The organism is Pseudomonas laurylsulfativorans (assembly GCF_002906155.1).
Classification (GTDB): Bacteria; Pseudomonadota; Gammaproteobacteria; order Pseudomonadales; family Pseudomonadaceae; genus Aquipseudomonas; species Aquipseudomonas laurylsulfativorans.
In genome coordinates this window covers 494,525-520,989 of sequence record NZ_MUJK01000004.1, presented here as the reverse complement: position 1 = coordinate 520,989, position 26,465 = coordinate 494,525, and the positions used below count along the sequence as shown (strand labels likewise).

Genomic DNA, 26,465 nt, shown 5'->3' with positions numbered 1-26,465 from the left:
CTCCGTCCTTGATCGGGGGGCTTCTATCTATTTAAGGAAAACCGATGCGCTTTCTGTTGCTGTGTGCATTTAGCCTGTTGGCTGCCTGCCAATCCCATTCTGTAACGCCGCCCCCGACACCGATTGCCCCGCAAGGACGCGATCACGCCGACCTCGGTGTCATCCGCGAACTCGCCAGCGGTCGCACGCTGACCCCGCAGGAACTGGTCGAGCGCCTGGCCGCCGCACCGCGGGTTCTGGTCGGTGAACAGCACGACAACCCGGACCATCACGCCCTGCAATTGTGGTTGCTGCGCGAGCTGGCGGCACAACGCCCCCAGGGCAGCCTGCTGATGGAAATGCTCAACCCCGATCAACAGGCCAAAGTCGATGCCGCGCAGGTCGCGACCCGCGCTGGCCAGCCACCGGCCGACGCGTTCACGGCGCTGGCCTGGCAGGCCAATTGGGACTGGAGCGTCTATGGCGCCCTCGTCACCTACGCGCTGCGCCAACCCTATCCGCTACTGGCGGCGAACCTGGATCGCGCGCAGATCATGCAGATCTATAAACAGCGCCCGGTGCTCACGGGTGAAGCGTCCACCACCCAACAGGTGCAGGCGACCTTGCTCGACGACATCCGCGAATCCCATTGTGGCCTGTTGCCCGAAGCACAGATGCCGGCAATGCTCGCCGTGCAGCAACAGCGTGACCGGCGCATGGCCGAACGCCTGATGGCCGCACCGACACCTGCATTGCTGCTGGCCGGGGCCTTCCATGTGCGCAAGGATCTGGGGGTGCCACTGCACCTCAAGGACCTGGGTGCCGGTGAAGGCAATGCGGTGCTGATCCTGGCCGAAGCGGGCAAGACCGTGACCGCCGACAGCGCGGATTACGTGTGGTACACCGCCGCACAGCCGGAACAGGATCATTGCGCGAAGCTGCGTCGTTAAACGTAAGCGCAAACATTGTGGCGAGTGAGCTTGCCTGTGGCGAGGGGGCTTGCCCCCGCTGGACTACGAAGTAGTCCCAAATACAGGCGATGCAGTTTGTCAGGTAAACCGCATATACCGGCTTTGCGACTGCTGCGCAGCCGAACGAGGGCAAGCCCCCTCGCCACAAAAGCCCCTCGCCACAAGAGCACTTTCACCCTGATGGCGCGACACTATGTCACGCCGCAGCAAAGGTCCAATGGTCGCATCCGCGCCTCATCCACCGGCACAGTTTGTTAACATCCCCGCGATTTTTTCGTCTGTACAGCCATCACGCTGTCAGTTCAGCCTGTTCAACAGGATGCTTTTTTTCATGAGTACTTTGTATAACCGCCGAACCGTCCTGCAAGGCATGGGCCTGTTGAGCCTGGGCCTGCTCGCCGGTTGCGACGACAGCAGCAAGCTGTCGTTCAAGTACGGCAAAGACCTCAGCGACAAGATCATGGGGCGCAACTTCAAGCTCACGGACACCCAGGGCGAAACCCGGATGCTGGGCAGCTATCGTGGCCTGATGCCGATGGTGTTCTTCGGTTTCACCCAATGCCCGGCCGTGTGCCCGACCACCCTGGCCCGCGCCGCGCAGGCCAAGAAGCTGATGGGTCGTGATGGCGAAAGGCTGCAGGTGGTCTTCGTCACCCTGGACCCAGAGCGCGACACCCCGGAGCTGCTCGACAAGTACGTCAAGGCATTCGACCCGAGTTTCGAAGCGCTGTACGGCACCCTGGAAGAAACCGCTGCCACCGCCAAGGAGTTCGGTGTGTTCTTCGAGAAAGTACCGAGCGGCGATACCTATACCCTCTCCCATACCGCGACCAGCTATGTCTTCGACTCCCGGGGCAATCTGCGCCTGGGACTGTCCGCGTCCCTGACGGCCCAAGAGTGCGCAGAAGACCTGCTCACCGTGATGGAGGTTTGCTGAAATGAATGCACCGCAGGCTAGAAACCGTTTCGCACAACGTTGCAGGCAACTGGCGCTGGGCCTGTCCCTGGTTGGCCTGGCCTTTCAGGCATCGGCACAAACTGAAGTCAAGGACGCCTGGGTCCGCGCCACCGTGGCCGGCCAGCCGTCGAGCGGTGCCTTCATGACCGTCACTGCGAGCAGCGACAGCAAACTGCTGAGCGTGCAGACGCCGGTTGCCGGGCTCGTACAGATTCATGAAATGAGCATGAAAGACGACGTGATGAAAATGCAGCAGGTGCAGTCCGTTGCGCTGCCCGCCGGGAAAGCGGTGAGCTTCGATCCCAACGGCTACCACATCATGCTCATGAACCTGACGGGCCAGATCAAGGAAGGCGACAAGGTGCCGCTAACCCTGACCGTGGAAGACGCCAAGGGTGAGAAAGAGTCGATTCAGGTTGAAGCCGTTGCCAAGGCGATCGGCACCATGGATCACAGCGCGATGAAGCACGATCACAGCAAGATGAATTGATGCACGCGTGACACCGTGTAGGAGCCGGCTTGCCGGCGATTTGCCCTCGAGCCTTGCGCCGATCTCGTGGTCGCCATCGCTGGCAAGCCAGCTCCTACAGAAATGGTGGACGCCCGCCGATTCAAACCAGCTTGAGTACGACGTTGATGTTGTTGCGCGTGGCTTTCGAGTACGGGCAGTACTGGTGCCCGGTGTCGACGATTTTCTGCGCGGTCTCACGATCCAGCCCCGGCAGGCTGACATTGAGCCGCGCCTGGAGCAGATAGCCGCCTTCATTGGTGCCCAGGTCGACTTCGGCATCGACGGCCACATCCTTGGGCAACGCCACTTTCATCTCCCTGGCCGCAACCTGCATGGCGCCGATGAAACAGGCTGACCATCCGGCAGCGAACAGTTGCTCGGGGTTCGTACCGCCACCGCCCGCACCTGGCGACGACAGCTTCACATCGAGAATTCCGTCGGAGCTGCGGGACGCGCCGTCGCGCCCGCCGGTGGTGTGGGTCTGGGCGGTGTACAACACTTTATCGATCTGGCTCATGGTGACCTCCTGATTGAGTTGTAAGAAACCGGTTTAACACCCCATCCGGTCGCAGGGATGGTCAATCAATATAGACGTCACTGGGCCACACCGTGGTCTATCCGACCGACGCCCGCTTCTTCATTTACGCGCCAACTTGTACCTGACGCAGTCCTCATAAAAGCTCTGCCGTACGGCAGTCGGTTTCAATCGCGACGGACTGTCATAAGTTTGTTCTGTAATGCCAAGTGCCATCATGCGCATCCAGGATTTGGAAAATTTGTAGACCTGTATTTTCTGCCGGGCGGCATACAGGGAAACGCCGGAGAGCTTGAGCTCCTGTGCCCTTGCAGCGGTGCCCGCACCCCAGCTGCACATGTACTTATCATTGCTGGCCAGTTCTTTGGCTTGCGCCGAATTGCCAATACCCGCAACTACTAGCGGGATTAACGCGATCCATATCTTGCGCATCTTGACCTATTTAACTATCTGAAAATGAAGTAATTTTGCGGGGGATTTTTTAACTTGGGGGCCAGCATCCTGCCCTTTTTGCAAACTAGTGCAAAAACGAGATGGCGGATGCCATTTCTTGCGAGTTTTCAATCCTTTGCTATAGCTAAGACTCTCAATCGCCAACTAAGTGAGGCAACGGAATGTCAGTCGCAAAGAAAATGAGTGTGGGGCAACTGACAATGTTGACCGCCGTCAACATGTTGGGTTCAGGCATTGTGCTACTACCGACGAAACTCGCGGAAGTCGGTGCAATTTCAATCCTCTCCTGGCTGGTGACGGCCACCGGCTCCCTCGCTCTGGCCTACGCCTTTGCGCGATGCGGGATGCTCAGCCGCAAGACCGGCGGCATGGGTGGTTATGCCGAATACACATTCGGTAAAGCGGGTAACTACATCACCAACTACACCTACGGACTCTCGCTATTGATTGCCAACGTGGCGATCAGTATCACTGCGGTTGGCTATATACAGACGTTGTTCGGAGTAAAACTTGATTCACTGCAAGTAGGTCTCGCAACCATTGCCTTGTTGTGGATCACTACCTTCGCCAACTTTGGCGGCGCGAGCATTACCGGCCGGATCGGCGCGATCACCGTCTGGGGTGTCATTGCGCCGGTGGTGCTGGTGTCCACGGTGGGCTGGTTCTGGTTCGACAGCAGCGTCTACGCCGCTGGCTGGAACCCGCACGACAAGAGCTGGTTCGAAGCGGCCGGCGCCTCGGTGGCGATCACCCTGTGGGCCTTCCTCGGCCTGGAATCGGCTTGCGCCAACACCGACGCGGTGGAAAACCCTGAGCGCAACGTGCCGATTGCCGTACTGGGCGGCACCCTGGGTGCGGCGGTGATCTACATCGTCTCCACCAACGTGATCTTCGGTATCGTCGGCAACGAAGAACTGGTCGCGTCCACCGCGCCGTTCGGCCTGGTATTCGCCAAGATGTTCACCCCGATGGTTGGCGACATCGTGATGGCGGCCATGGTGCTTGCCTGTATCGGTTCGCTGCTGGGTTGGCAGTTCACCATCGCCCAGGTGTACAAAAGCTCGGCGGACACTGGTTACTTCCTGCCAATCTTTGCCAAGGGCAATAAAGCGGGAACGCCGATCATCGGCATGCTCGTGCTGCTGGCGGCGCAGACCGCGCTGGCCCTGCTCACCATCAGTCCTGACCTGAGCAAGCAGTTCGACACCTTGGTCAACCTCGCGGTGGTCACCAACCTGGTGCCATACATCCTGTCCATGGCCGCACTGATGACCATGCAGAAAGTCTCCAACGTGCCAGAAAGCAAGGCCCTGGCGACCAACATCATTGCCTTGATCGCGGCGGCCTACAGCTACCTGGCGCTGTACAGCTCCGGTGAGCAGGCCCTGATGCTGGGCGGCGTGGCCACCATCTTCGGCTACACCCTGTTCGGCTTCGTCAACAACCGCCTGATCCGCCTCGAAGCACTCAACAACAGCGTACCGACGCAAACCGTCAGCGCGCAGCACCTCACTGCCGAGCCAGTGCCGGTCAACAATCTGAATTAACTGTGGAGGTTCAATCATGACGGAATATAAACACTCGCTCGGAATGCTGGCGCTATTGGTCAGCAGTCCGCCGGACAAGCGAACGGTATTCGGCCGCGCCTTGGACCAACTGGTCCACGACGTAGAAGGACGGGGCGTCAGTGTACTGGCCTCGGAAAGTCTCACGGATGCCGCATCGATCCTGCGCTCGGACCCTGCCGTTCAATGCGTGCTCATCCGATGGGAAATGGACACCAGCGAAGGCCACGCCGACTGCATCAAACTGCTGGTCAAACTGCGCGAGCGCAACACACGTGTGCCGGTGTTCCTGATCAGCGACCGTACCACCGCCTCAAGCATTCCGTTGCTGGTGATGCAACACGCCGACGACTTCATCTGGCTGCCCGAGGACACCTCGCGCTTCCTCAGCGGGCGCATCCTGGCCGCTATCGAGCGTTACCGCCAGGCCGCCCTGCCGCCGATGTTCGGCGCACTGGTGAAGTTTGCCCGCACCTATGAATACTCGTGGCACACCCCAGGCCATGCCGGCGGTACAGCCTTCCTCAAAAGCACCGCGGGGCGGGCCTTCTACGAGTTCTTCGGCGAGAACCTGTTGCGTTCCGACCTGTCGATCTCGGTCGGCGAACTGGGCTCGCTGCTCGATCACAGCGGCCCCATCGGCCAGGGCGAGCGCTATGCCGCCAAGGTCTTCGGCGCCCACCGCACCTACTACGTGACCAACGGTTCGTCGATGTCCAACCGCGTCATCCTCATGGCCAGCGTCACGCGCAACCAGATCGCCCTGTGCGACCGCAATTGCCACAAGTCCGCCGAGCATGCGATGACCCTGTCCGGGGCGATTCCGACCTACCTGGTACCGACCCGCAACCGCTACGGCATCATCGGCCCGATCCTGCCGCAGACCCTGAGCGCCGAAGGCGTCAAAGCCGCCATCGCCAACAACCCGCTGGTCAAGAAAGGTATCGACCCGACGCCGGTGCACGCGATTGTCACCAACTCCACCTACGATGGCCTGACCTACAACGTCACCCGCGTCGAAGACCTGCTGGGCGAGAGCGTCGACCGTCTGCACTTCGACGAAGCCTGGTATGGCTATGCACGCTTCAACCCGCTGTACACCGGGCGCCATGCCATGCACGGCAATCCGGCCGACCACGACAAGTCCAAGCCGACCGTGTTCGCCACCCAGTCGACCCACAAGTTGCTGGCCGCCCTGTCCCAGGCCTCGATGATCCACGTGCGCGACGGCCGTAACCCGATCGAACACGCGCGCTTCAACGAGTCGTACATGATGCACGCCTCGACCTCGCCGAACTACGCGATCATGGCGTCCTGCGACGTCAGCTCGGCCATGATGGAAGCACCGAGCGGGCAGATCCTCACCAGCGAGTCGATCGAAGAAGCGATCAGCTTCCGCCAGGTGCTCTCGCGCATGCACAGCGAGATGCTGAGCAAGGACAATTGGTTCTTCACCTGTTGGCAGCCGCCGACCGTACAGGTGGGCGCAGCGACCGTACCGTTCCATGAAGTCGACCCGGTCACGCTGAAAACCGACCCGAACTGCTGGGTCCTGCACCCGAACGCGGTATGGCACGGCTTCGGCGACATCGAAGAAGGCTACTGCATGCTGGACCCGATCAAGGTCTCGGTGCTCAGCCCGGGCATGGGCGACGACGGCAACCTTCTCGCCTCCGGTATCCCGGCCTGTGTGGTCACGGCCTACCTGGGTCGTCAGGGTATCGTGGTCGAGAAGACCACCGACTTCACCATCCTGTTCCTGTTCTCCATCGGCATCACCAAAGGCAAGTGGGGCACGCTGCTCAACGCCCTGCTCGACTTCAAGCGTGACTACGACGACAACGCCGAACTCGAGTTGTGCCTGCCGGACCTGTACAACGCCCACCAGCAACGCTATGCCGGCATGGGCCTGAAGGACCTGGCCGACGAAATCTTCGCTGCCATGAAGAAACACAAGACCACCGCCAACATGTCCCAGGCCTTCGGCACCCTGCCACAAGCCGAGTTCAGCCCGGTGGAGGCCTACGAAAAACTGGTGCGCAACGACATCGAACTGGTCACCCTCGACCAGGCCGCCGGACGCCTCGCGGCAACCGGTATCGTGCCGTACCCGCCAGGCATTCCGTTGCTCATGCCGGGTGAGAACGCAGGTCCGGCGGACGGCCCGTTGCTGGCGTATCTCAAGGCCCTGGAAGCCTTCGACAAATCCTTCCCTGGCTTCACCCATGACACCCACGGGATCGAAGTCGAGGACGGCGTGTATCGGATGCTGGTACTGAAATAAGTTAAACAAGTTCACCGCCCCCCCTGTGGGAGCGGGCTGTGGCGAGGGGCTTGTCGGAACGCCGAACCGCCCCGTTTGAGTGCGCAGCACTCACAAGATCTTCGATACATCGGAAATTTTGGGGCTGCTTCGCAGCCCAACGGGGGCAAGCCCCCTCGCCACAGCTCGCTCCCACATTGCTTTTGCATACCCATCAAATCCCTATGGGCAAACTCAATCACAGCGCTCTATGATTGATCCCCATGACCACCACCGCTGCAATCCGCTCACCCTGCCCGCCCGGCGCCTGCGACTGCGGGCGTGACCCGTTGCTGGAAACACCAGGGGCTGACCTGCGCATTCTGTTTCTGACCCGCAACGAAGAAAAACGCCTGATCGAACGCCTGGAAAACCTGCAGAGCCTGAGCGATCTTGAGCACGTGCAGCGACGCATGTTCGAGCAGTTGGGCATTCGCGTGAACATCGCCCCCGGCTTCAATGAAGTGCGCACCATGCGCGGCATCGGCATCCAGGTTGGCGAGCTGCCTGGACTGTGCCGAAAGACCCGCGCCAACATCCCCGCCGCCATTCGCCGCGCCATGGAAAAGCGCCCGGAGATTGCCTACGAGCTGCTCAATGCCAACGACCTGTTGCGTGATGCCTGATGAAACCCATTCTTGAGTTCCCCCTCACCGACGAGATTCTCACCTCGTTCGCCCTGGCCATCGGTGCCGACCTGCAGGGCTACCGCAACCACATTTACCGGGTGCTGAATTTCTATACCGCCCTCAACGGTACCGAAGGCCTGCCCTCGGACGCCGTACAAATCGCGGCGGCGTTTCATGACCTGGGTATCTGGACCGATGACACCCTTGACTACCTGCCGCCGTCCATTGCCCTGGCCACTGAATATCTCGACAGCCAACACCGCCCGGAACTGAAGGATGAAGTCAGCGCATTGATACTTGAACATCACAAGCTGCGTCGGTATCGCGGTGCCTGTGCCGACAGCGTCGAACCCTTTCGCCAGGCCGATCTGGTGGATGTGTCCCTGGGTCTGGTCCGTTTCGGCTTGCCCCGAAGCTTCATCAAAACCGTGCAGTCGACCTTTCCCGATCATGGTTTTCACTCGATGTTGATGAAGCTTTCCGCCCGGCAATTGATCCGCTCGCCGCTGCGGCCCTTGCCCATGTTTCGCTGGTGAGACAGGCGTCTGTTACCCCCTCGAGAATGCACCGAAACAGGATCAGCGGTCATACATGAACCGCGGGGCACTGCTATGCCTTCCATGGGAGATTTTGCCGCAAGCCAGCCAGGACGGAACTGGAACCCCAAGCGTGGCCACGGCCCCGGCACCAGCCCGGTACGCACAGCAAACAGGTGCCAATGCGCAACAGGAGGTGGCCGATGTTATTCATCGTCAGTTGGACAATCAGCCCGGATAACCGTGATGCCGCAATTGCACGTTTTCTCAAGACCGGTGGCGCACCACCTGCAGGTGTCACCATGCACGGGCGCTGGCACGCAGTAGGGAGTTCGGCCGGTTTCGGCATTGCCGAGGCCAGTGACTTCGTGCCGATTCAACAATGGGTACTGCAGTGGAACGACCTGATGAGCATGGACGTGCACGCCGCATTGACCGATGAGCAGATCGCGCCACTGCTGGCTGCCACTGCCGCCCGGTAATGAAGACTGAGGCGGCGAGTAACGCTCGCCGCCCGACCCGAACGGCGTCCTGGCCCTTGTTTCGTGCCGCTGCAACACATTTGAAACACCAACTTTCTGACTATCCATTACTGGATATTTCGCCATTCAAATCTACGCTCTCCGCGGGGGGGCTACGAATTTCAATGACGGTCGGGGGCTCGTCTCGATGTACTCACGCAAGTACGCAGGAGCTCGACATGAACCGGACAACCTTATCCACGATGTTCGCACTACCCTTGCTGCTGTCTGCAATGGCGCTTCCCGGCCTGACCCTGGCCGCCGACAAGGTCCCCAACATCCTGGTGATCATGGGCGACGATATTGGCTGGTCGAATATCGGTGTCTACAACCAGGGCATGATGGCCGGCAGAACGCCCAACCTCGACCAACTGGCGAATGAAGGCATGCGTTTCACCGATTACTACGCCGAGGCCAGTTGCACCGCCGGGCGCGCCAATTTCATCACCGGCGAATTACCGATTCGTACCGGCATGACCACCGTCGGCCAGGCCGGCTCACCCGTGGGTATTCCCGCCGAAGCCGTGACCATCGCGACCACCCTCAAGGCCATGGGATATGCCACCGGCCAGTTCGGCAAGAACCACTTGGGCGACCTCAACCAGTTCCTGCCCACCGTCCATGGCTTCGACGAATTCTTCGGCTACCTCTACCACCTCGACGCCATGGAAGACCCGGCACACCCCAATTATCCGAAGGAGCTGCTGGACAGCGTCGGCCCCCGCAACATGGTCCACAGCTGGGCCACCACCACCGACGACCCAACCGTGATGCCGCGCTGGGGCAAAGTCGGCAAGCAGAAAATCGAAGATGCCGGCACGCTCTATCCAGACCGGATGAAAACCGTCGACGACGAGATTCGCGACAAGGCCTTCTCGTTCATCGACAAGGCCAAACAGGACAACAAACCCTTCTTCGTCTGGCTCAACCCGACCCGCATGCACATCGTCACGCACCTGTCCGATAAGTACGAAGCCATGCGCAACTCGCAGAATGGCTGGTCTGAACAGGAAGCAGGCATGGCGCAGCTCGATGACATCGTTGGCGACGTCATGGCCAAACTCAAAAAAGACGGCATGGACGACAACACCATCGTGATCTTCACCACCGACAACGGTGCCGAGAACTTCACCTGGCCTGATGGCGGCACCACCCCGTTCGCCATGGGCAAAGGCACGGTCATGGAAGGTGGCTTCCGGGCGCCGGCAATCATCCGCTGGCCAGGCAAGGTGCCGGCCAACCAGATCGCCAACGGCATCATGTCCGGCATGGACTGGTTCCCGACCCTGGTCGCGGCGGCGGGCAACCCGAACATCACCGCCGAATTGCTCAAAGGCAAACAGTTGGGCGACACCACCTACAAGGTTCATCTGGACGGCTATGATCAAACGCCAATGATCACCGGAAAAGGTCCGTCGAACCGGCATGAAATCTTCTACTTTGGAGAGAGTGCCCTGGGTGCAGTGCGCATAGACGACTACAAATATCGCTTCATTGATCAGCCGGGTGGATGGATGGGGGCTAAAGTTGCTGTGGACGTGCCGATCCTGACCAATCTGCGACTCGACCCGTTCGAGCGTATGGGCTGGCCGGAAAACCAGGCCGCGCAGGGTTCGCAACAATACTTCGACTGGTTCAAATTCCAGTTCTGGCGCTTCGTGTTCGTCCAGCAACAGGTGGCCAAACTGGCTGAAACAGCGATCGAGTTTCCGCCGATGCAAAAAGGCGCGAGCTTCAACCTGGATTCGGTCAAAGCCAAGATCGCTGCAGCGCGGGCCGAGATGGCCAAGTAGTCAGCCGAATTCACGGGTGGCGGGTGAACGCCACCCTTGTTCGAAAAATGGACATTTGCTGAGGTAGTTCGATGTCGACAAGAACCTATGCCCTGCCCACCTTCACGCTCCTTGCCCTGTGCTGCCAGCAAGCCTGGGCCGGTGGCATCATGCTCTATGAAATCGGCACCGATAACGCCGGCCTGGCCAACGCCGGCGCTGCCGCCCGCGCCCAAGGCCCCTCGACCATCGCCAGCAACCCCGCAGGCATGAGCTATCTGCCCGGTACGCAAATCACCGCCGGCCTGCAAGTTCTGTACGGTGATTTGAGCTTCGACCGCGACTCCGGCACCAACGTCCCGGGCAGCGGCAGTGGCAATGCCCTCGATCCAATGCCCGGTGGCAGCTTCTTCATCAGCCATGAACTGGACGAGCACTGGAGCGTCGGTTTCGGCCAATACGGTGACTTCGGCCTGGCGCTCAATTATGACAACGACTGGTCCGGCCGCTACTTCGCGCAAAACTCCAGCTTGCTCGGTTTGTCACTGGTCCCCAGCGTGGCGTATCGCTTCAACGAGCAGTGGTCGGTCGGCCTGGGCATCAAGGCCATGTACGGCATGTTGAAGGCAGACACCGCCATCGATCGCTCTCCTTTCGGCTTCACTGACCGCGCTGACGGCCAGTACAAGTACCGCGACAACGACTGGGGCTATGGCGCCAACGTCGGCGTGATCTACGCCCCGCAACCCGGCACGCGCATCGGCCTGACCTACACCAGCCAGGTCGACCTGGACTTCGAGGACCGTCTCGATGTGAAGGGCGACGGACGTCTGCTCGATAGAATCAACAACACCAACACCGAACTCGACATGAAGGTGCCGCAAACCGTGACCTTGAGCCTGTTCCAGCAACTGGACCGGCAATGGGCGCTGCTGGCTTCGGCCAACTGGCAGGACTGGTCCGAGTTCGGTGACATCGCCGTAGAGGTCGACACGACGGCGTTTGGCTCGCAATCAAAAGCTGTCGACGCCGGCTTCAAGGACACCTGGCACCTCTCCCTGGGCGCGCAATACCAGGCCACCGAGCAGTTGTTGTGGAACTTCGGCGTGGCCTACGACAGCAGCGCCGTCTCGGACAGCAATCGCAGTGTGGTGGTGCCGATGAACGAATCCTGGCGCATTGCCACAGGAGCCACCTATGCTCTGAACAAGGACACCGATGTCAACGTCAGTTGGGCCATGGTCTGGCTCGGCGACATGCCGGTCGAGCAAACCAAATCCGTATCGGGCAATCGAGTATCCGGTCAATTCGATAATGCCTGGATTCAAGCCTTGTCCGGGAACATGACTTGGCGATTCTGATGTACCGCTGACAAAAGAACGACGATTTCATCCAAGGAGTAAACACAACTATGAATCTGTCCCGAAAACTGCTCGTCGGCGCCACGCTGGCCAGTCTGCTGCTAGGCGGTTGCACCTCGAAAGTGACGGAGAAGGAGCAGTACTCAGGCTTCCTGTCCAACTACAACAACCTGCAGGAGGTGGAAACGCCGAGCGGCGGTACCGCGATGCGCTGGGTCAGCCCTTCGTGGAACCCGAATGCCTATGACACGGTGGTGTTCAACAAACTGGAGCTTTACCCGGCGCCTAAGCCCGATGAGCGGGTCAACCAGCAGACGCTGACCGACATTCAGAACTACATGACCAACAAGGCCAAGACCACGCTGGGTCAGAAATACCGCGTAGTGTCCACCCCGTCAGCCGCTCCGGCGGGTTCCCGGCCGCTGATCATGCGTGCTGCGATTACCGGGGTGAACGCCGAGAACGAAGGCATGAAGTGGTATGAAGTGGTTCCCATCGCCGCCGTAGTCGGCGCAACCCAAGCCGCCACCGGTCACCGTGACCAGGAAACCACCCTGTTCATCGAAGCCGAATTCATCGACGCGAAGAGCAACCAGACCGTAGCCAAAGTGGTGCGCAAGGTGTTCGGCACCGAACTGAAAAACGAAAGCCAGCAGATTACCGCCAAGGACTTCAAGGCGGCGATCGACAAACTGGGTACCGACTTCCAGGCCTTCATCAAGTAACACCCACCCCTGTGGCGAGCTTGCTCGCGCTGGGTTGCGTAGCAGCCGCAAAACCCGGTCGACAATGACCATTTTGCGACTGCTGCGCAGTCGAGCGCGAGCAAGCTCCCTCGCCACAGGAGGTCGTCGTTTGCGGCTACTTTTTCATTCCGACCCGCCGACGCATTTCGGCGGTGATGGCCTGCCGGGTCCCGGGCATCTGGGCCCATGGCGCGTCCCCCACTTCTGCAAGGCGTTCGTGCAGGTTGTGCACGTTCCATTGATTCCCTCCCTTGAGCTGCGCCAACTCCTCACGAAAGATCGGCACTGACACCGGCAGCCCTTCACGGGTGCGCGCGGCGTAGGCGCAAATGGTGGTCGCCCCCAGACCGTTGCGCAGGTAATCGATGAAGATCCGCCCGACCCGGTTCTTCGGCCCCGACACCGCCGAAAAACGCTCGGGCAACAGATTGGCCATGTGGCTGACAATGGCATGGCTGAAGTCCTTGACCTCATCCCAACCGAGCTTGCGGGTCAGCGGCACCACCACGTGAATGCCCTTGCCACCGCTGGTTTTCAGAAACGCCTTGAGCCCCAGCTCATCCAGCACCGACAGCGTCAGTTGCGTGGCCTCGACCATGCGCGTCCACGGCAGCGCCGGGTCCGGGTCAAGGTCGAGGACAAAGCGATCCGGCTTGTCGAGGTTGTCCGAGGTGGCGTTCCAGGTATGCAGCTCCACGGTACCCATCTGCACCGCGCCAATCAGCGCCTCGGCGTTGTTGATCAGCATCATCGGCTGGCCGGTGAGTTGTTTGTCGAGGGTGGTGATGCCGGGGATCGCCAGGTGCTCGGCATTCTTCTGGAAAAACAGTTCGCCGCCGATGCCGTCCGGTGCACGCACCAGCGCCACCGGGCGATCCTTGAGTTCGGGCAGAATCCACTCGGCGACACTTGCGTAGTACTGCGCGAGTTGCAGCTTGGTGGTGCCGCTGTCGGGGTCTATCACCCGGTCCGGGTGAGTGATGCGCACCTTGCCCTCCTCCAGGCCGATTTGTGACGGTGCGGGCGCGGTTTTCTTGTGCGTGGTTTTTTTCCCAGTGGTGGTCTTCACGGTCTTCACGCGCTCCTCAGTGATGCCTTGTGCCGGTTTATCATTGCGCAGGCCATGGAACACGGCATGACGCACCGAGCCATCCCTGGTCATTTCGGCGAAGGCCACTTCGGCCAGCAATCGGGGTTTGAGCCAGTGCACATCCCTCGCCTCGGAACCGCCGGGTGGATTGACCACCGACGGTTTTTTCACCTGCAACGGCTTGAGCTGCTCATGGATGCTGCGCAGGGTCGTCTCGTTGAACCCAGTGCCGACTTTGCCCGCGTAACGCAACTCGCCACTATCGCGGTCATGCAGCCCCAGCAGCAGTGCGCCGAAGGCATGGCGCGAGCCTTTCGGGTCGGTGAAACCGACGATGACGAACTCCTGTCGATGCTGGCATTTGAGCTTGATCCAGTCGCTGCTGCGCCGGGATACATAAGGCGAGCCCAGGCGCTTGCCGATCAACCCTTCCATGCGCATCTGGCAGGCGCTGTTGAGCAAGGCATGCGGCTCCTCGCCAAACGACTCGGAGAAGCGCAGCAACGGCTGGTCGTTGGCGTTGAGCACTGTCGAAAGCGCGGCCCGCCGCTCTTCGACCGGGACTTCGCGCAAGTCCACGCCGTTGAGGTACGGCATATCGAACAGGTAGTAGAGAATGCCCTCGCTGCGATCCGCCTCAAAGGCGTTTTGCAGTGCCTGAAAATCCGGCACACCTTGATCGTCGGCCACCACCATTTCACCATCGAGCCACGCCGATTCCAGGCCGAGCGCGGCGAGGGCCTGGGCTTGCCCCGGCAGTTTGTGGGTCCAGTCGTGACCATTGCGGGTCATCAGCTTCACCTCACCGTGCTCGATGCGGGCCATGATCCGGTAGCCGTCGAACTTGATTTCGTAACTCCACGGGCCGTCCGGGACTTTGTCCACCAGCGTCGCCAGTTCAGGTTTGAGCAGATCCGGCAGCCTGGCTTTGCGCGCACCGGTCAGTGGCGATGATTTTTCCTTGCTTGAGCGCTTGGCGGCTGGCTCGCGAGTCGCCGAAAAATCGCGCACGTCATCTAAGTTGCGGGGCATGGCTCACCTGCTTCGCGCCAGGACGTCGAATGCAAACGTCTCCTAACCAAGCAGAGCCGGCGAGCGGCGCAATAATTCAATCGGTGTGGGAAATGCCCGGACAGACGGGCTGGTATCGCGGGGTATAAGCAGGATATGTGCCCTACATCAAACCCGTAGGAGCTGGCTTGCCGGCGAAGAGGCTGGCACCTCCAACATTGATGGCGCCTGACACTCCGTCTTCGCTGGCAAGCCAGCTCCTACAGTTGGATTTTTGCCATGCAACCGGTCAGGCAGTGCCTTTGGCCTGTTGCTCCAGATGTAATTGCAACTGCGGGTCGATCTGCAACGCCGCGGCCAGTTCATCCAGGTAGTTGCGCTCGGCGTCCTGCTGATCGTCTACCAGCATCACGCTGGCCAGGTACATCTCCGAGGCCATGCCGGGGTCGGTGGCCGATTGCGCGACGTCATTGGCGTCCAGCGGCTTGGCGACCTCATCGTCCAGCCATTGCTGCAATTGCGGATCGTCGGTGTGACGACCGATTTCAGTGCTGATCATCTGCTTTTCGGATTCATCGATCCGGCCATCGGCCTTGGCCGCCGCGATCAATGCCCGCAGGATCGCATGGCTGTGTTCCTCAGCTTCCGGGCCGGCGAGCAAGTCCACCGTGCGCGGAGCTTCCTGCGGTGCCGACGCCTGGCTGCGTTGCCACGCCTGATACGCCTGGAACGCCATCATGCCGAGGGACGCCAGCGCCGCATAATGGGTGCCGCCACCGGAACGGCTTTGTGGCGCACCGCCCATCGGCGAGCCGCCACCCAGCAAACCACCGAGCAAACCGCCCAATCCTGCGCCACCACCGCCAGCACCGGCACCGGCGCCACCGCCCAACAACCCGCCGAGCAATCCACCCAGGTCGCCGAGCCCGCCTTGGGCGGACGCGCCACCGCCACCCTGTTGCGCCATCGAACCCTGGCCGGCGCGCAATAATTGTTCGAGCAGATCGCTGGTGTTCATGACGCTGTCCTCTATGGAAGGGGTTTATCCAGTCAGGCAACGATAGCCCCCGCAGGCGAATGTGCCAGCACCGTTGGGCTGACGCACCCGGGCCAACGAGGACTTGTCCGAGGTATTTATTCGCGGCACAGCTAAAATTCATGAGGGGTGAACCTTATTCCCGGATACCCGGTCGATACCTGCAACCCGACCCGGTTTGCCACCGCCCCCGTGCGCGGGGTGACAACTGGCTTGCTTCATTCACTGGAGAACGCCCCTGTGATTTCAACCCTGTACATCGCCAGACTCAAAGCATGGGGCGCCCATGGTTTTACCGCCACTGGCGTGGTCACCGCTTTCCTCGCCACCCTGTCCCTGCTGGATAATCAGCCGACCCATTGCCTGTTGTGGCTGGGTGTCGCCCTGATCGTCGACGGCCTGGACGGGGCGCTGGCACGCAAGGTCAATGTGCAGTCGGTGCTGCCCAGCTTCGATGGCTCGATCCTCGACCTGGTGATCGATTACCTGACCTATGTGTTTATCCCGGCCCTGTTCATCTACCGCTACATTCCACTGCCGGACTACACCTTGCTGCTGAGCGTGTCGCTGATTCTGGTGTCGTCGCTGTTCTGTTTCTGCAACGTCAACATGAAGAGCAAGGACAACTACTTCCAGGGCTTCCCCGCCGCCTGGAACGTGGTTGCCCTGTGCCTGTACATCATCGCCCCGTCACCGTGGATCACCTTCATCACGATCATTGGCCTGGCCCTGCTGACGCTGACCCGGATGAAGTTCCTGCATCCGTTCCGCGTGCGCCGGTTCATGCCGATCAACATTGCGGTGACGGCCATCTGGTTGCTGTGCAGCTTGTCGCTGGTGCTCAACCATCCGGTGATCAACCCGTTGGTGATGGGGTTGTGGCTACTGATGTCGGCGTACTTCCTGGGTATCTGCTTGTGGCGCACGGCGCTGGAGTGGCTCGACGAATCGCGGCTCAAGTAGCCATGCCGGTCCATATCGTTCAACTCGGTTCACCCCGCCGACCCGACGAAGGTTTGCGCCTGGGCACGGTACGCCGCCCTCCCCGTGGCGTGCCGAAAACCGAGTTCGCCCGTCGGGATTTTTATGATGTCTGGCAGCCGCTGCTGTCACCCAGCGCGGAGTTGATGGCCGAGGCGAAGGCGGCTCAGGATGCCAGGGACTGGGAGGTGTTCCGGCGCAAGTTCAAGGCCGAGATGGGCCAGCCCGCGGCCAGTCAGATGCTGGACCTGCTGGCGGCGCTGTCCCACCAGACTTCGCTGGCGGTGGGGTGTTATTGCGAGGATGAAGCGCATTGTCACCGTTCGGTATTGCGCGAGTTGCTGGAGGTGCGGGGGGCGGAGGTTGTTTAACTGGCCTGAATACTGGCCCTTTGTAGGAGCGAGCTTGCTCGCGAAAGCGGTGTATCAGTCACAGTAGCTGCGACTGGAAGACCATCGCGAGCAAGCTCGCTCCTACAGGGGGTTATGCGTAGTCGATCACCGCCGCGTAATCACCACCTCCAGGTATTCACTCGGCACCACCAGCGACTTGTCTCCCGCCCGGTTCATCCGGTTGATCAGCTCGGTCAGGTCTGCTTCCAGTGCCTTGGCCCCGTCCTCGGGCAGTGCGGCGAAGGCCTTGTGCATCGGCCCGTACCAGCTGCGGAAGGTGTCGATGAAATGCGCCGTCGAGCGATAGCGGAAATTGAAGGTGCGGCGCGTCACCTGGAGCAGGAATTCCCGTTCGTCGAAATGCTCGTGCAACCAGGCTTCGGTGCCCCAGCGCGAAGGCGGGTTCGCGCCTGGCGCGGGTGGCAGGTGCTGGCCAAGGGTCTTGAACATCTGGCCGACGAAACCTTCCGGCGTCCAGTTGGCCAGGCCGATCCGCCCGCCCGGGCGGCAAACCCGAGCCAGCTCCGCGGCGGCCTTGGGCTGGTCCGGCGTGAACATCACGCCGAAGGTCGACAGCACGGCATCGAAACTGCCGTCGGCAAAGGGCAAGGCTTCGGCATCGGCAACCTGGAAGGCGACTTTCAGGCGTTCGGCCCGGGCCCGCTCTTCGCCGCGCTCCAGCAAGGCCGCGACATAGTCGGTGGACGTCACCTGGCAGCCACGGCGCGCGGCGGCGAGTGTCGCGTTACCGTTGCCGGCGGCGACATCCAGCACGCGTTCATCACACAACAGGTCGCAGGCTTCGGCCAGTTGTTCGCCGACGATTTGCAGGGTGGTGCCGATCACGGCGTAGTCGCCGCTGGCCCACGAGGCCATCTGGCGGTTTTTCAGGGCAGTCAGATCAATGGGTGTACTCATGAAGACAGTCTCTGGGTTGAAACACGAGTCGGGTCTAACGGCGGTTACTCCGCCGTCGTCGGATCGATGACATTCATGACCTGGGAAATGCGATTGGCGGGAAAACCACTGATCCTGGCGTGCTCCCTGATCTGCTCTTCGTCCGGCGAGATGTACACGCAGTAGAGCTTGTCGCCCGTGACATAACTCTGCAGCCACTGCACCTCTGGTAACTCACGCAACGCCCGGCAGGACTTTTGCGAAGCGGCTTTCAAATCCCTTTCGGACAAAGCTCCGGCGCCCTGGATCTCGCGTTCAATGACGAACTTCGGCATGGCAACCTCTCTTTTCTTGTTCTGGGTGGCAGGACCGGTACTGACCCTGTAGACAAACTATCGTCCTGGCGGGCGCTGGCGTCCTGTCCGATCGTCGCCCAAGCCTGTCCGATCGTCCGGAGATTCCACGTTGCGCGCCGACGCGTTCACAATCAGGAATCCTTCCACGGGAGCTCCCTATGGACGCTCTGTCACAGACCCTGCGCGTCGTGCACCTGGTCGGCGCGATTTTCATCAACGCCCGGTTCACCGCGCCCTGGTGCTACCAGTCGCCCAGCGCCGACACGGCGGCGCCGTTCCTGGAGCCCGATGCGGAACGGGTGGTGATCTTTCACCTGATCACCGAGGGCGAGTGCTACGTCGAACTGGGCGATGATCCGCCGCTGCTGCTGAGTGCGGGCGACGTGGTGATCTTCCCCCAGGGTGACGCCCATCGCATGTGCTCCCGACCGGGATTGCCCCCGGCCACGGGGGCGCGACTCGATGCGGTGCTGGCGCGGCGGCCCCGACAGCTGAGTTATGGCGGCGGTGGCGCGGTCACCCGCCTGGTGTGCGGCTACCTGGCGTGCGACACACGCCTGGCGGGCATGTTGCTCAAGGGCTTGCCGGCCGTGGTGCGGGTCAATGTGCGCGGTTCGAGTGCCGGTATCTGGCTGGAATCTTCCGTGCGCTATGCCCTCGCCGAAGCCCGCTCGCCCCGTCCCGGTGGCGAAGGGGTATTGGCCAAACTCGCCGAAGTGCTGTTCATCGAAGTGCTGCGCCTGTACATGAACGAACAGGGCGAAGGCCGCACCGGCTGGCTGGCCGGTGTGCGCGACCGCATCGTCGGCGCCGCCCTCAACGCCTTGCACAAAAAACCCTGCCACGCCTGGACGCTGGACGAACTGGCACGCACCGCCAGCACCTCAAGATCGGTATTGGCCGAACGCTTCCAGCAACTGGTGGGGATCTCGCCGATGCAGTATCTGACGCAATGGCGCATGTTGCTCGCCGCCAACCTGTTACGCAGCAGCAACAGCTCATTGACGCGCATCGCCGAAGAAGTCGGTTACCAGACCGATACCGCCTTCAGCCGCGCCTTCCGTCGCGAGTTTGGTGCACCGCCAGCGGCGTGGCGGCGCGGTCAGGCGGCGTCGAATCACTTGAGCGGTCGCTGAGCCAGCGGGGGCGACAGCACCACCCGGGCCCGCTACTCTCGCTACCCAGCGACTGACCTCTGAAAGGACTCACAACATGACACCCCGCCTGGACTGGCTTGCTCGACAGATGCAGTACAGCAACACATTCGCTTCGTGGATCCACCAGCAGTTCCACTACGAATACGCCGGACAGCCACTGCCCGACTGGCAACGGGAGTTCGCCGAAGGCCAAGATAACGGTGACTGGAAATGCCTGATTGCCCTCGACCATGATGAACTGCTGGGCGGCGCGGCACTGGCCAGGGCCGACCTGGCCCATCGCCCGGATCTTGGGCCTTGGCTCGCTTGCGTGTTCGTCACTCCCCAGGCACGCGGCAAGGGCCTGGCGGAACGGTTGATCGAAGGGATTTGCGCGCAAGCCAAAGCCAGCGGCGAAACGAGGATCTACTTGCACACCCAGGACCAGAGCGATTATTACGCCAGGCGCGGCTGGGTGATGCTGGAGCGTTTTCGCGCGTGGGACAAAGATCAATGGCTCATGGCGCGAGACCTGTGAGCCATTGATCGAGCGGTTTACGCGGCGGGCGCGCTGGCCTTGGCCTCTTGCAGTAACTGTTGAATCACTTTCTCCTGCGTGTCGTAGCTGCCTTCACCGAAGTGGGTGTAACGCACCTGCCCCTTGGCATCGATGATGTAGTGCGCCGGCCAGTACTGGTTGTCGAAGTTGCGCCAGATCGCGTAGTTGTTGTCGATCGCCACCGGGTAGGTGATGCCGTATTCCTTCACCTTGGCCCTGACGTTGTCGATGATGCGTTCAAAACCGTATTCGGGCGTGTGCACGCCGATCACCAGCAGCCCGTCCTTTTCGTACTTCTTCGCCCAGTCCTTCACGTACGGCAGGGTGTGTTTGCAGTTGATGCAGTCGAAGGTCCAGAAGTCCACCAGCACCACTTTGCCCTTGAGCGCTTCGTTGGTCAGTGCGGGCGAGTTGATCCAGTCCACCGCGCCGGACAGCGACGGCATGGCGCCCTGGGCGTCGCCCATGGTGCTGTCGGCCTTGACCTTGCTGACCAGGTAATCGACGACTTTCGGCACGGTTTCCAGCACGCCCGTCTCGACACTGCTGACACCTTCGGATGAGGTATTGACCAGGTCATTGGCGCCAGTGGCAATCACCGCCGCACCGGCCAGCACGGCGACCCCGGCGCCACGACGCAACCAGCCGGTGACCGGAATCGATGGTTTCAAGCGATTGACCAGGCCGCGACCGGCAAAGATCAAGGTGCCCAGGGACAGCGCACTGCCCGCGCCATAGGCCACCAGCAGCAGACTGGTACCGGCGTTCGCGCCCTGCAGCATAGCGCTGGTCAGAATCACCCCGAGGATCGGCCCGGCGCACGGGGCCCAGAGCAGCCCGGTGGCGACACCGATCATGATCGAAGCCAGCGGTCCGGACATCTTGCGCGAATCCGGGTCAATGCGATTGCCCAGCATCACGAAAGGCCGCGCCAGCCAGTCGCCGACCCGGGCCGAGATCAACGACAGGGCGAACAAGACCATCACGAACAGGGCGACGTGGCGGCCAGTGTTGCTGGCCCGTATCACCCACTCAGTGCTGACCACGGCCAGGCTCGAGACCAGGGCGAAGGTCAGGACCATGCCGCCGAGGGTGAGCAGGATCGAGGAGCGTGTGCGGTCGGCCCCGGCGAACAGGAATGGCACGACCGGCAGGATGCACGGGCTGAGGACGGTCAATATGCCGCCCAGAAAAGCGATGAGTAACATGGGATCACCTTTGAAAATAGGGGGAGGTCTGCACCACCCACACCTGTAGGAGCTGGCTTGCCAGCGATAGCGGTCTAACGGTCACATCTATGTTGAATGGGCCGCCGTCATCGCTGGCAAGCCAGCTCCTACAAAGAAACGGTCGTGTTTTTGGAATTCAGGCCGTCTGGCTATCCTGCATCTGCCCTTGCGGCGTACGGCTAGCACCGTCTTGCGCCAGGAAGCCCTGGGTGCCCTTCTCTGCCACTGGCGTGAGCTGGAAGCAGGTGTTGCTGCCGCAGGCGCTTTGCTCGACGGCGGCGTTGGCATGGGCTGCCGCACCGGCGACGGAAAAGGCGATGGCGGTCAAGAAGCGGGAAACGTTGTTCATGATGTCCTTCCTGTTGCAAATGGATTAAGCGGTGGTTGATCGCAGCACTCAGTTTTGCGAGTTGCAGTTGTCGGCGAACTTGCTGTAATCCAGCACCCGGGTTTCGGACTGGGAGTCGAGGTAGGTCATCCGGGCATTCACCACGCCGCAGGAAGGCGTAGCATCCTCGGTCAGCGACACCACTTTCTTGATGTCAAGGTGGCTGCCATAGGTGTAGGTTTTAGGCGCGACATCGGCTTCGGCACGGGCCGACAGGGTGCAGATGTTCAGGGCGGCAAACAGGCAAGCGGCGTAGATGGACTTGGTGTTCATGGCGGATTCCTCAAAGTTTCAACAGGTCGTTGGTTCGTTGGGCCGAGGCGGTCTGGTTTGCCTCGATGGAACCTATTAAAAGCCTGCGAGGTATCTCGTCTGTGTCGGGAATCGGCGCGAATCAATCGGTACGTATCAGAACCGGGCGTAGATACAGAGCAATACAAAACCACTGAAAACCGGCTTTTTTGCCTTCGTGTGTATCCACAGGCAAGCCAGATACACTGCAATACAAAGGGCGGCAGGCGAGCCCGCCCGGGCTCGATAGACTGCGTGGCATTCCCCATTTATCAGAGGCTGGCCTAATGGATCACGTTGATCACATCCTCATCGTTGACGATGACCGCGAAATCCGCGAACTGGTAGGCAATTACCTGAAGAAGAACGGCCTGCGCACCACCGTCGTGGCGGATGGACGGCAGATGCGCGCGTTTCTGGAAACCACGCCGGTGGACCTGATCGTGCTGGACATCATGATGCCGGGGGACGATGGCCTGGTGCTTTGCCGCGAACTGCGCGCGGGTAAACACAAGGCCACGCCGGTACTGATGCTCACCGCCCGCAACGATGAAACCGATCGCATCCTGGGCCTGGAAATGGGCGCCGACGACTATCTGGTCAAGCCGTTCGCCGCCCGCGAACTGCTGGCACGGATCAACGCGGTGCTGCGCCGCACCCGCATGCTACCGCCGAACCTGGTGGTGACCGAAGCCAGTCGCCTGCTGGCTTTCGGTCGCTGGCGCCTGGACACCTCGGCCCGTCACCTGCTCGATGGAGACGGCACCATGGTGGCCCTGAGCGGTGCCGAGTACCGATTGCTGCGGGTGTTTCTCGATCATCCGCAACGGGTGCTCAACCGCGATCAATTGCTCAACCTGACCCAGGGCCGCGACGCCGATCTGTTCGATCGCTCCATCGACCTGCTGGTCAGCCGCCTGCGCCAGCGCTTGCTCGACGACGCCCGCGAACCGGCCTACATCAAGACCGTGCGCAGCGAAGGCTATGTGTTTTCCCTGCCGGTGGAAATCCTGGGCGATCAATCATGACCCTGGCGCTGCATTGGCCGCGGACCCTGGCCTCGCGGCTGTCGCTGATTTTCCTGATCGGCCTGATCCTCGCCCAGGCATTGTCCTTCGGTGCGCAGTACTACGAGCGTTACGAATCCTCGAAAAACACCATGCTCGGCAACCTGGAAACCGACGTTTCCACCTCCGTTGCCATCCTCGACCGCTTGCCCGCCGATGAGCGCGCCGGTTGGCTGCAGCAACTGGAGCGGCGCAATTACAGTTACCTGCTCAATGAGGGTTCACCGGGCACGCCGATACGCAGCGACATGCCCGATGCGCCCATTGCCCTTGCCTCGATCAAGGACGCCATCGGCCACGATTACCCGATGACCTTTACCGACATCCCCGGGCCGAAAAAGCATTTTCAAGTGCATTTGAACTTGGCCGATGGCAGCCCGCTGACCATCGACGTGCGCCCGGCGATGGTCCCGTTGTCGCCCTGGCTGCCCATCGTGTTGCTCGGGCAACTGGCGTTGATGCTGGCCTGCTCCTGGCTGGCGGTCAGAATCGCCATCCGCCCCCTCACCCGCCTCGCCGGTGCCGTCGAAACCCTGGACCCCAATGCCCATCCCGTGCTCCTGGACGAAAAAGGTCCGACCGAAGTCGCCCACGCCGCCAAAGCCTTCAACTCGATGCAGGCACGCATCGCGGCGTACCTGAAAGAACGCATGCAACTGCTCGCGGCGATCTCCCACGACCTGCAAACCCCCATCACCCGCATGAAATTGCGCGCTGAGTTCATGGACGACTCCAGCGAAAAAGACAAACTGTGGAACGACCTGGGCGAGATGGAACACCTGGTGCGCGAAGGCGTGGCCTACGCCCGCAGCATCCACGGCGCCACCGAAGAAAGCCGCCGCACCGACCTCGACTCATTCCTCGACAGCCTGGTGTTCGACTATCAGGACGTGGGCAAGGACGTTCAGCTCACAGGCAAGAGTGCCGCCGTCATCGACACCCGCCCACACGCCTTGCGCCGGGTACTGGTCAACCTGACGGACAACGCATTGAAATTTGCCGGTGCTGCCGAGTTGCGGGTGGAAAAGCAGGCCAATGGCAACCTCTCGATCAAAATCCTCGACCGTGGCCCGGGCATCGCCGAGGAAGAACTCAAGCAAGTGATGGAACCGTTCTACCGCGTAGAAAACTCCCGCAACCGCAGCACCGGCGGCACCGGGCTGGGACTGGCGATTGCCCAGCAACTGGCGATCGCGATTGGAGGGTCGTTGACCTTGAGCAATCGTGAAGGTGGCGGGTTGTGTGCGGAGTTGAAGTTGCCGGGGTAGAACGTTTCGGTTCAGGGGCGAGGAATGCAGGACCGGGCATAAAGAATGGTCGGCTGGTAGGCCGTCATCGCGAGCAAGCTCGCTCCCACAGGAGAGCAAAGGCAGAGCGGCGTACACCCACGCTCTTCACCACTCATCAGGCCGAGCGTTAGCTCGCCTACAGCTCTTGATCTTGATCCACCCGCCCCCTCGGGAGGCCTCGTTCCGGTGTTCATCCGGGGATGCCGCAAGGGCGAAACCGCCAGCCGCCGTTACCGAAAAAACGGATATGTACTCAATCAACCAAGAACCTGGTCGGCCCAAAGGCCGCCAAGTCATAGAAAGATCAAACAACCCCAACAACCCCCTCCCCATGCATCTGCCGCAACAACACCAACCCACCCTCAAAAAACTCAGAAGCCCCTAACATCCCGGCCTCCACCGCCAACCCCTGCAACTGCGCAAGCCCGGTCAGCCCGGGAAACTCACCAATACGCTGCAACAACCGCCACGCCAACGGACTCAACCCGGAAAACCTCACACTCCAGTCCTGGGCTCGACGCACCAGCAACAGGGTCGGCTGATCAGGCAAAGCATCCGGCTGATAATCCGGCCCCAGCAATTGCACCGGCCAGGCATACGCCAACGGCCAGGCCAGCGGCGACACCTGCAAGGCCCGATCCAGCAGCAACGCCACATCACCGGCAAACAAAGGTTCTGCGTCAGACTGCTGCAGCACCATTTCCACCCACTCATAATGCGCCAGCTCCACCATGAACGGCGGCCACGCCCCATCGCTCAACGCCTCAGGCTCGGCGGCGAGAAACTCGACAAATTCCTGGGCGATCTCACCAAATTTCGGTGTGCGCGCCCGGTAGTCCCGCAGAAAGATCCGCACCAGCGAACGCCAGCGTTCATCCCCCAGAATCTTCACCAGCACCGGAAAGGTGCCACTGAGCAACGACGCCAGGTTGGCGAACACCAGATCGCGATAAACCTGCGCCCGTGCAGGGTCCATTTGCGCGGGGGGCGCGCAATGCTCGGGATCACGCAAGTACTGGCCCATGCTGCTTTGCTGTTGATGCAACGATGGCTTGCTCACGGTTCAAACCTCCTGCTGCAGGCGGCGAATGGTCTGCAATTCCGCCACCAGTTCGGCGAATACCGGAAAGTTGAAATCGCGTTCCAGCAGCGTCGGTTGTGCACCGAACCGGGCGTAGGCCTGGGCCAGCAACGACCACACCGCCGGTTTGACCGAGGCACCGTGGGTGTCGATTTTCAAGGTATCGGACTCGTCGAAATGCCCGGCGATATGCATCGCCACCACCCGGCCCGCATCGATGCCAGCCAGAAACGCCTGCGGATCGAAACCGTGGTTGATCGAATTGACGTAGACATTGTTGACGTCCAGCAGCAGGTCGCAATCCGCCTCGCGCAACACCGCATTGGTGAATGCCACCTCGTCCATGTCCTGTTGGGGCGCGGCGTAATAGGAAACGTTTTCCACCGCCAGGCGCCGACCAAGAATGTCCTGAGCCTGACGAATACGCGCGGCGACGTGGTGCACCGCCTCTTCGGTGAACGGCAGCGGCAACAGGTCGTACAGGTGACCGTCATCGCTGCAGTAGCTCAGATGCTCGCTGTACAGCGGCACGTTGTAGTGATCGAGAAATTCCCGGACTTCCTGCAAAAAGCCGACATCCAGCGGCGACGGTCCGCCGAGGGACAGGGACAGGCCGTGACAGGACAACGGATAGCGCTCGGCCAGGGCCCGCAGTGCCGCGCCATGGGCGCCGCCGATGCCGATCCAGTTTTCCGGCGCGACTTCCAGAAAGTCGAAATGGCCGGCCGGGGCCGCTTGCAGATCTTTGAGTAAACCGCGACGCAGGCCAAGCCCTGCGCTGGCCTTGGCTACGGGGGGAATGGAGGTCTGCATGGTGTCGATC

At 61.1% G+C, this 26,465-nt stretch carries 28 protein-coding genes; 17 read left to right on the top strand and 11 right to left on the bottom strand.

Features of this window, described 5'->3' with window-relative positions; translation table 11 throughout:
• The first annotated feature begins 44 nt into the window (after positions 1-44).
• The 3 genes from B0D71_RS16355 (at position 45) to B0D71_RS16345 (ending at position 2,398) form a co-directional block, all read left to right on the top strand.
• On the top strand, positions 45-929 hold the full coding sequence (locus tag B0D71_RS16355; protein WP_103395684.1) for a ChaN family lipoprotein: 885 nt from the start codon (positions 45-47) through the stop codon (positions 927-929).
• A gap of 352 nt (positions 930-1,281) precedes the next feature.
• Complete coding sequence (locus B0D71_RS16350; RefSeq protein WP_103395683.1) at positions 1,282-1,887, top strand: SCO family protein; 606 nt, start codon at positions 1,282-1,284, stop codon at positions 1,885-1,887.
• Position 1,888: 1 nt separating this feature from the next.
• On the top strand, positions 1,889-2,398 hold the full coding sequence (locus B0D71_RS16345; RefSeq protein WP_103395682.1) for a copper chaperone PCu(A)C: 510 nt from the start codon (positions 1,889-1,891) through the stop codon (positions 2,396-2,398).
• A 121-nt stretch (positions 2,399-2,519) separates the two neighbouring features.
• Here B0D71_RS16345 and B0D71_RS16340 read toward each other — a convergent pair whose 3' ends face one another.
• Together B0D71_RS16340 and B0D71_RS16335 are read right to left on the bottom strand one after the other, a co-directional pair.
• Entirely contained in the window at positions 2,520-2,936 is a 417-nt protein-coding gene (locus B0D71_RS16340; RefSeq protein ID WP_046040328.1) for an organic hydroperoxide resistance protein, read from the bottom strand.
• 120 nt (positions 2,937-3,056) lie between these two features.
• On the bottom strand, positions 3,057-3,386 hold the full coding sequence (locus B0D71_RS16335) for a hypothetical protein (RefSeq protein WP_103395681.1): 330 nt from the start codon (positions 3,384-3,386) through the stop codon (positions 3,057-3,059).
• A gap of 182 nt (positions 3,387-3,568) precedes the next feature.
• Between B0D71_RS16335 and potE the strand changes: the two genes are divergently transcribed.
• The 8 genes from potE to B0D71_RS16290 all read left to right on the top strand — a co-directional run bounded on the left by potE (position 3,569) and on the right by B0D71_RS16290 (position 12,818).
• On the top strand, positions 3,569-4,954 hold the full coding sequence (gene potE / locus B0D71_RS16330) for a putrescine-ornithine antiporter (protein ID WP_103395680.1): 1,386 nt from the start codon (positions 3,569-3,571) through the stop codon (positions 4,952-4,954).
• Between the two features lie 16 nt (positions 4,955-4,970).
• Positions 4,971-7,256 carry an Orn/Lys/Arg family decarboxylase gene (locus B0D71_RS16325; RefSeq protein WP_103395679.1) on the top strand — a complete coding sequence of 762 codons (2,286 nt, stop codon included), beginning with the start codon at positions 4,971-4,973 and terminating at the stop codon, positions 7,254-7,256.
• Positions 7,257-7,498: 242 nt separating this feature from the next.
• On the top strand, positions 7,499-7,900 hold the full coding sequence (locus B0D71_RS16315) for a hypothetical protein (protein WP_103395677.1): 402 nt from the start codon (positions 7,499-7,501) through the stop codon (positions 7,898-7,900).
• Positions 7,900-8,439, top strand: coding sequence for an HD domain-containing protein (locus tag B0D71_RS16310; RefSeq protein ID WP_103395676.1), 540 nt, complete (start codon positions 7,900-7,902; stop codon positions 8,437-8,439). The genes B0D71_RS16315 and B0D71_RS16310 overlap by 1 nt, the downstream gene beginning before the upstream one ends.
• Positions 8,440-8,642: 203 nt before the next feature.
• Positions 8,643-8,921: a DUF3303 domain-containing protein gene (locus tag B0D71_RS16305; protein ID WP_103395675.1), complete on the top strand. Its 279-nt coding sequence runs from the start codon at positions 8,643-8,645 to the stop codon at positions 8,919-8,921.
• 218 nt (positions 8,922-9,139) lie between these two features.
• A complete protein-coding gene (locus B0D71_RS16300; protein WP_103395674.1) occupies positions 9,140-10,753 on the top strand; it encodes an arylsulfatase in 1,614 nt (537 codons plus the stop codon).
• A gap of 71 nt (positions 10,754-10,824) precedes the next feature.
• Complete coding sequence (locus B0D71_RS16295) at positions 10,825-12,093, top strand: OmpP1/FadL family transporter (RefSeq protein WP_103395673.1); 1,269 nt, start codon at positions 10,825-10,827, stop codon at positions 12,091-12,093.
• 50 nt (positions 12,094-12,143) lie between these two features.
• Positions 12,144-12,818: a DUF3313 domain-containing protein gene (locus tag B0D71_RS16290; RefSeq protein ID WP_103395672.1), complete on the top strand. Its 675-nt coding sequence runs from the start codon at positions 12,144-12,146 to the stop codon at positions 12,816-12,818.
• 136 nt (positions 12,819-12,954) lie between these two features.
• Here B0D71_RS16290 and ligD read toward each other — a convergent pair whose 3' ends face one another.
• Complete coding sequence (gene ligD, locus B0D71_RS16285; protein WP_103395671.1) at positions 12,955-14,961, bottom strand: DNA ligase D; 2,007 nt, start codon at positions 14,959-14,961, stop codon at positions 12,955-12,957.
• Between the two features lie 268 nt (positions 14,962-15,229).
• Complete coding sequence (locus tag B0D71_RS16280) at positions 15,230-15,958, bottom strand: tellurite resistance TerB family protein (protein ID WP_103395670.1); 729 nt, start codon at positions 15,956-15,958, stop codon at positions 15,230-15,232.
• A gap of 258 nt (positions 15,959-16,216) precedes the next feature.
• Between B0D71_RS16280 and pcsA the strand changes: the two genes are divergently transcribed.
• A complete protein-coding gene (pcsA, locus tag B0D71_RS16275) occupies positions 16,217-16,939 on the top strand; it encodes a phosphatidylcholine synthase (RefSeq protein WP_103395669.1) in 723 nt (240 codons plus the stop codon).
• 2 nt (positions 16,940-16,941) lie between these two features.
• Positions 16,942-17,328: a DUF488 domain-containing protein gene (locus tag B0D71_RS16270; protein WP_103395668.1), complete on the top strand. Its 387-nt coding sequence runs from the start codon at positions 16,942-16,944 to the stop codon at positions 17,326-17,328.
• Positions 17,329-17,454: 126 nt separating this feature from the next.
• Here the strand turns inward: B0D71_RS16270 and B0D71_RS16265 are convergent, their stop codons facing one another.
• Together B0D71_RS16265 and B0D71_RS16260 are read right to left on the bottom strand one after the other, a co-directional pair.
• Positions 17,455-18,267, bottom strand: coding sequence for a class I SAM-dependent methyltransferase (locus B0D71_RS16265; RefSeq protein WP_103395667.1), 813 nt, complete (start codon positions 18,265-18,267; stop codon positions 17,455-17,457).
• Positions 18,268-18,311: 44 nt separating this feature from the next.
• Positions 18,312-18,581 (bottom strand): DUF4242 domain-containing protein, encoded by a 270-nt coding sequence (locus B0D71_RS16260; protein ID WP_103395666.1) that lies wholly within the window; start codon positions 18,579-18,581, stop codon positions 18,312-18,314.
• A 179-nt stretch (positions 18,582-18,760) separates the two neighbouring features.
• Between B0D71_RS16260 and B0D71_RS16255 the strand changes: the two genes are divergently transcribed.
• Both B0D71_RS16255 and B0D71_RS16250 read left to right on the top strand, forming a co-directional pair.
• Entirely contained in the window at positions 18,761-19,738 is a 978-nt protein-coding gene (locus tag B0D71_RS16255) for an AraC family transcriptional regulator (protein ID WP_103395665.1), read from the top strand.
• A gap of 76 nt (positions 19,739-19,814) precedes the next feature.
• Positions 19,815-20,276, top strand: coding sequence for a GNAT family N-acetyltransferase (locus B0D71_RS16250; protein ID WP_103395664.1), 462 nt, complete (start codon positions 19,815-19,817; stop codon positions 20,274-20,276).
• A gap of 17 nt (positions 20,277-20,293) precedes the next feature.
• On the opposite strand, the gene B0D71_RS16245 is transcribed toward B0D71_RS16250, so the two are convergent.
• The 3 genes from B0D71_RS16245 to B0D71_RS16235 all read right to left on the bottom strand — a co-directional run bounded on the left by B0D71_RS16245 (position 20,294) and on the right by B0D71_RS16235 (position 22,187).
• Entirely contained in the window at positions 20,294-21,505 is a 1,212-nt protein-coding gene (locus tag B0D71_RS16245) for a cytochrome c biogenesis protein DipZ (RefSeq protein ID WP_103395663.1), read from the bottom strand.
• A gap of 157 nt (positions 21,506-21,662) precedes the next feature.
• Positions 21,663-21,875 carry a hypothetical protein gene (locus tag B0D71_RS16240; RefSeq protein WP_103395662.1) on the bottom strand — a complete coding sequence of 71 codons (213 nt, stop codon included), beginning with the start codon at positions 21,873-21,875 and terminating at the stop codon, positions 21,663-21,665.
• A gap of 48 nt (positions 21,876-21,923) precedes the next feature.
• Positions 21,924-22,187 carry a DUF2790 domain-containing protein gene (locus B0D71_RS16235; protein ID WP_103395661.1) on the bottom strand — a complete coding sequence of 88 codons (264 nt, stop codon included), beginning with the start codon at positions 22,185-22,187 and terminating at the stop codon, positions 21,924-21,926.
• A 305-nt stretch (positions 22,188-22,492) separates the two neighbouring features.
• Between B0D71_RS16235 and B0D71_RS16230 the strand changes: the two genes are divergently transcribed.
• Both B0D71_RS16230 and B0D71_RS16225 read left to right on the top strand, forming a co-directional pair.
• Positions 22,493-23,233, top strand: a complete 741-nt coding sequence (locus B0D71_RS16230; protein WP_103395660.1) for a response regulator — start codon at positions 22,493-22,495, stop codon at positions 23,231-23,233.
• On the top strand, positions 23,230-24,540 hold the full coding sequence (locus tag B0D71_RS16225; RefSeq protein WP_103395659.1) for an ATP-binding protein: 1,311 nt from the start codon (positions 23,230-23,232) through the stop codon (positions 24,538-24,540). The genes B0D71_RS16230 and B0D71_RS16225 overlap by 4 nt, the downstream gene beginning before the upstream one ends.
• 325 nt (positions 24,541-24,865) lie before the next feature.
• Here B0D71_RS16225 and B0D71_RS16215 read toward each other — a convergent pair whose 3' ends face one another.
• Together B0D71_RS16215 and B0D71_RS16210 are read right to left on the bottom strand one after the other, a co-directional pair.
• Positions 24,866-25,621 carry an HvfC family RiPP maturation protein gene (locus B0D71_RS16215; RefSeq protein WP_103395657.1) on the bottom strand — a complete coding sequence of 252 codons (756 nt, stop codon included), beginning with the start codon at positions 25,619-25,621 and terminating at the stop codon, positions 24,866-24,868.
• 3 nt (positions 25,622-25,624) lie between these two features.
• A complete protein-coding gene (locus B0D71_RS16210; protein ID WP_103395656.1) occupies positions 25,625-26,455 on the bottom strand; it encodes an HvfB family MNIO-type RiPP peptide maturase in 831 nt (276 codons plus the stop codon).
• Between the last annotated feature and the right edge of the window lie 10 nt (positions 26,456-26,465).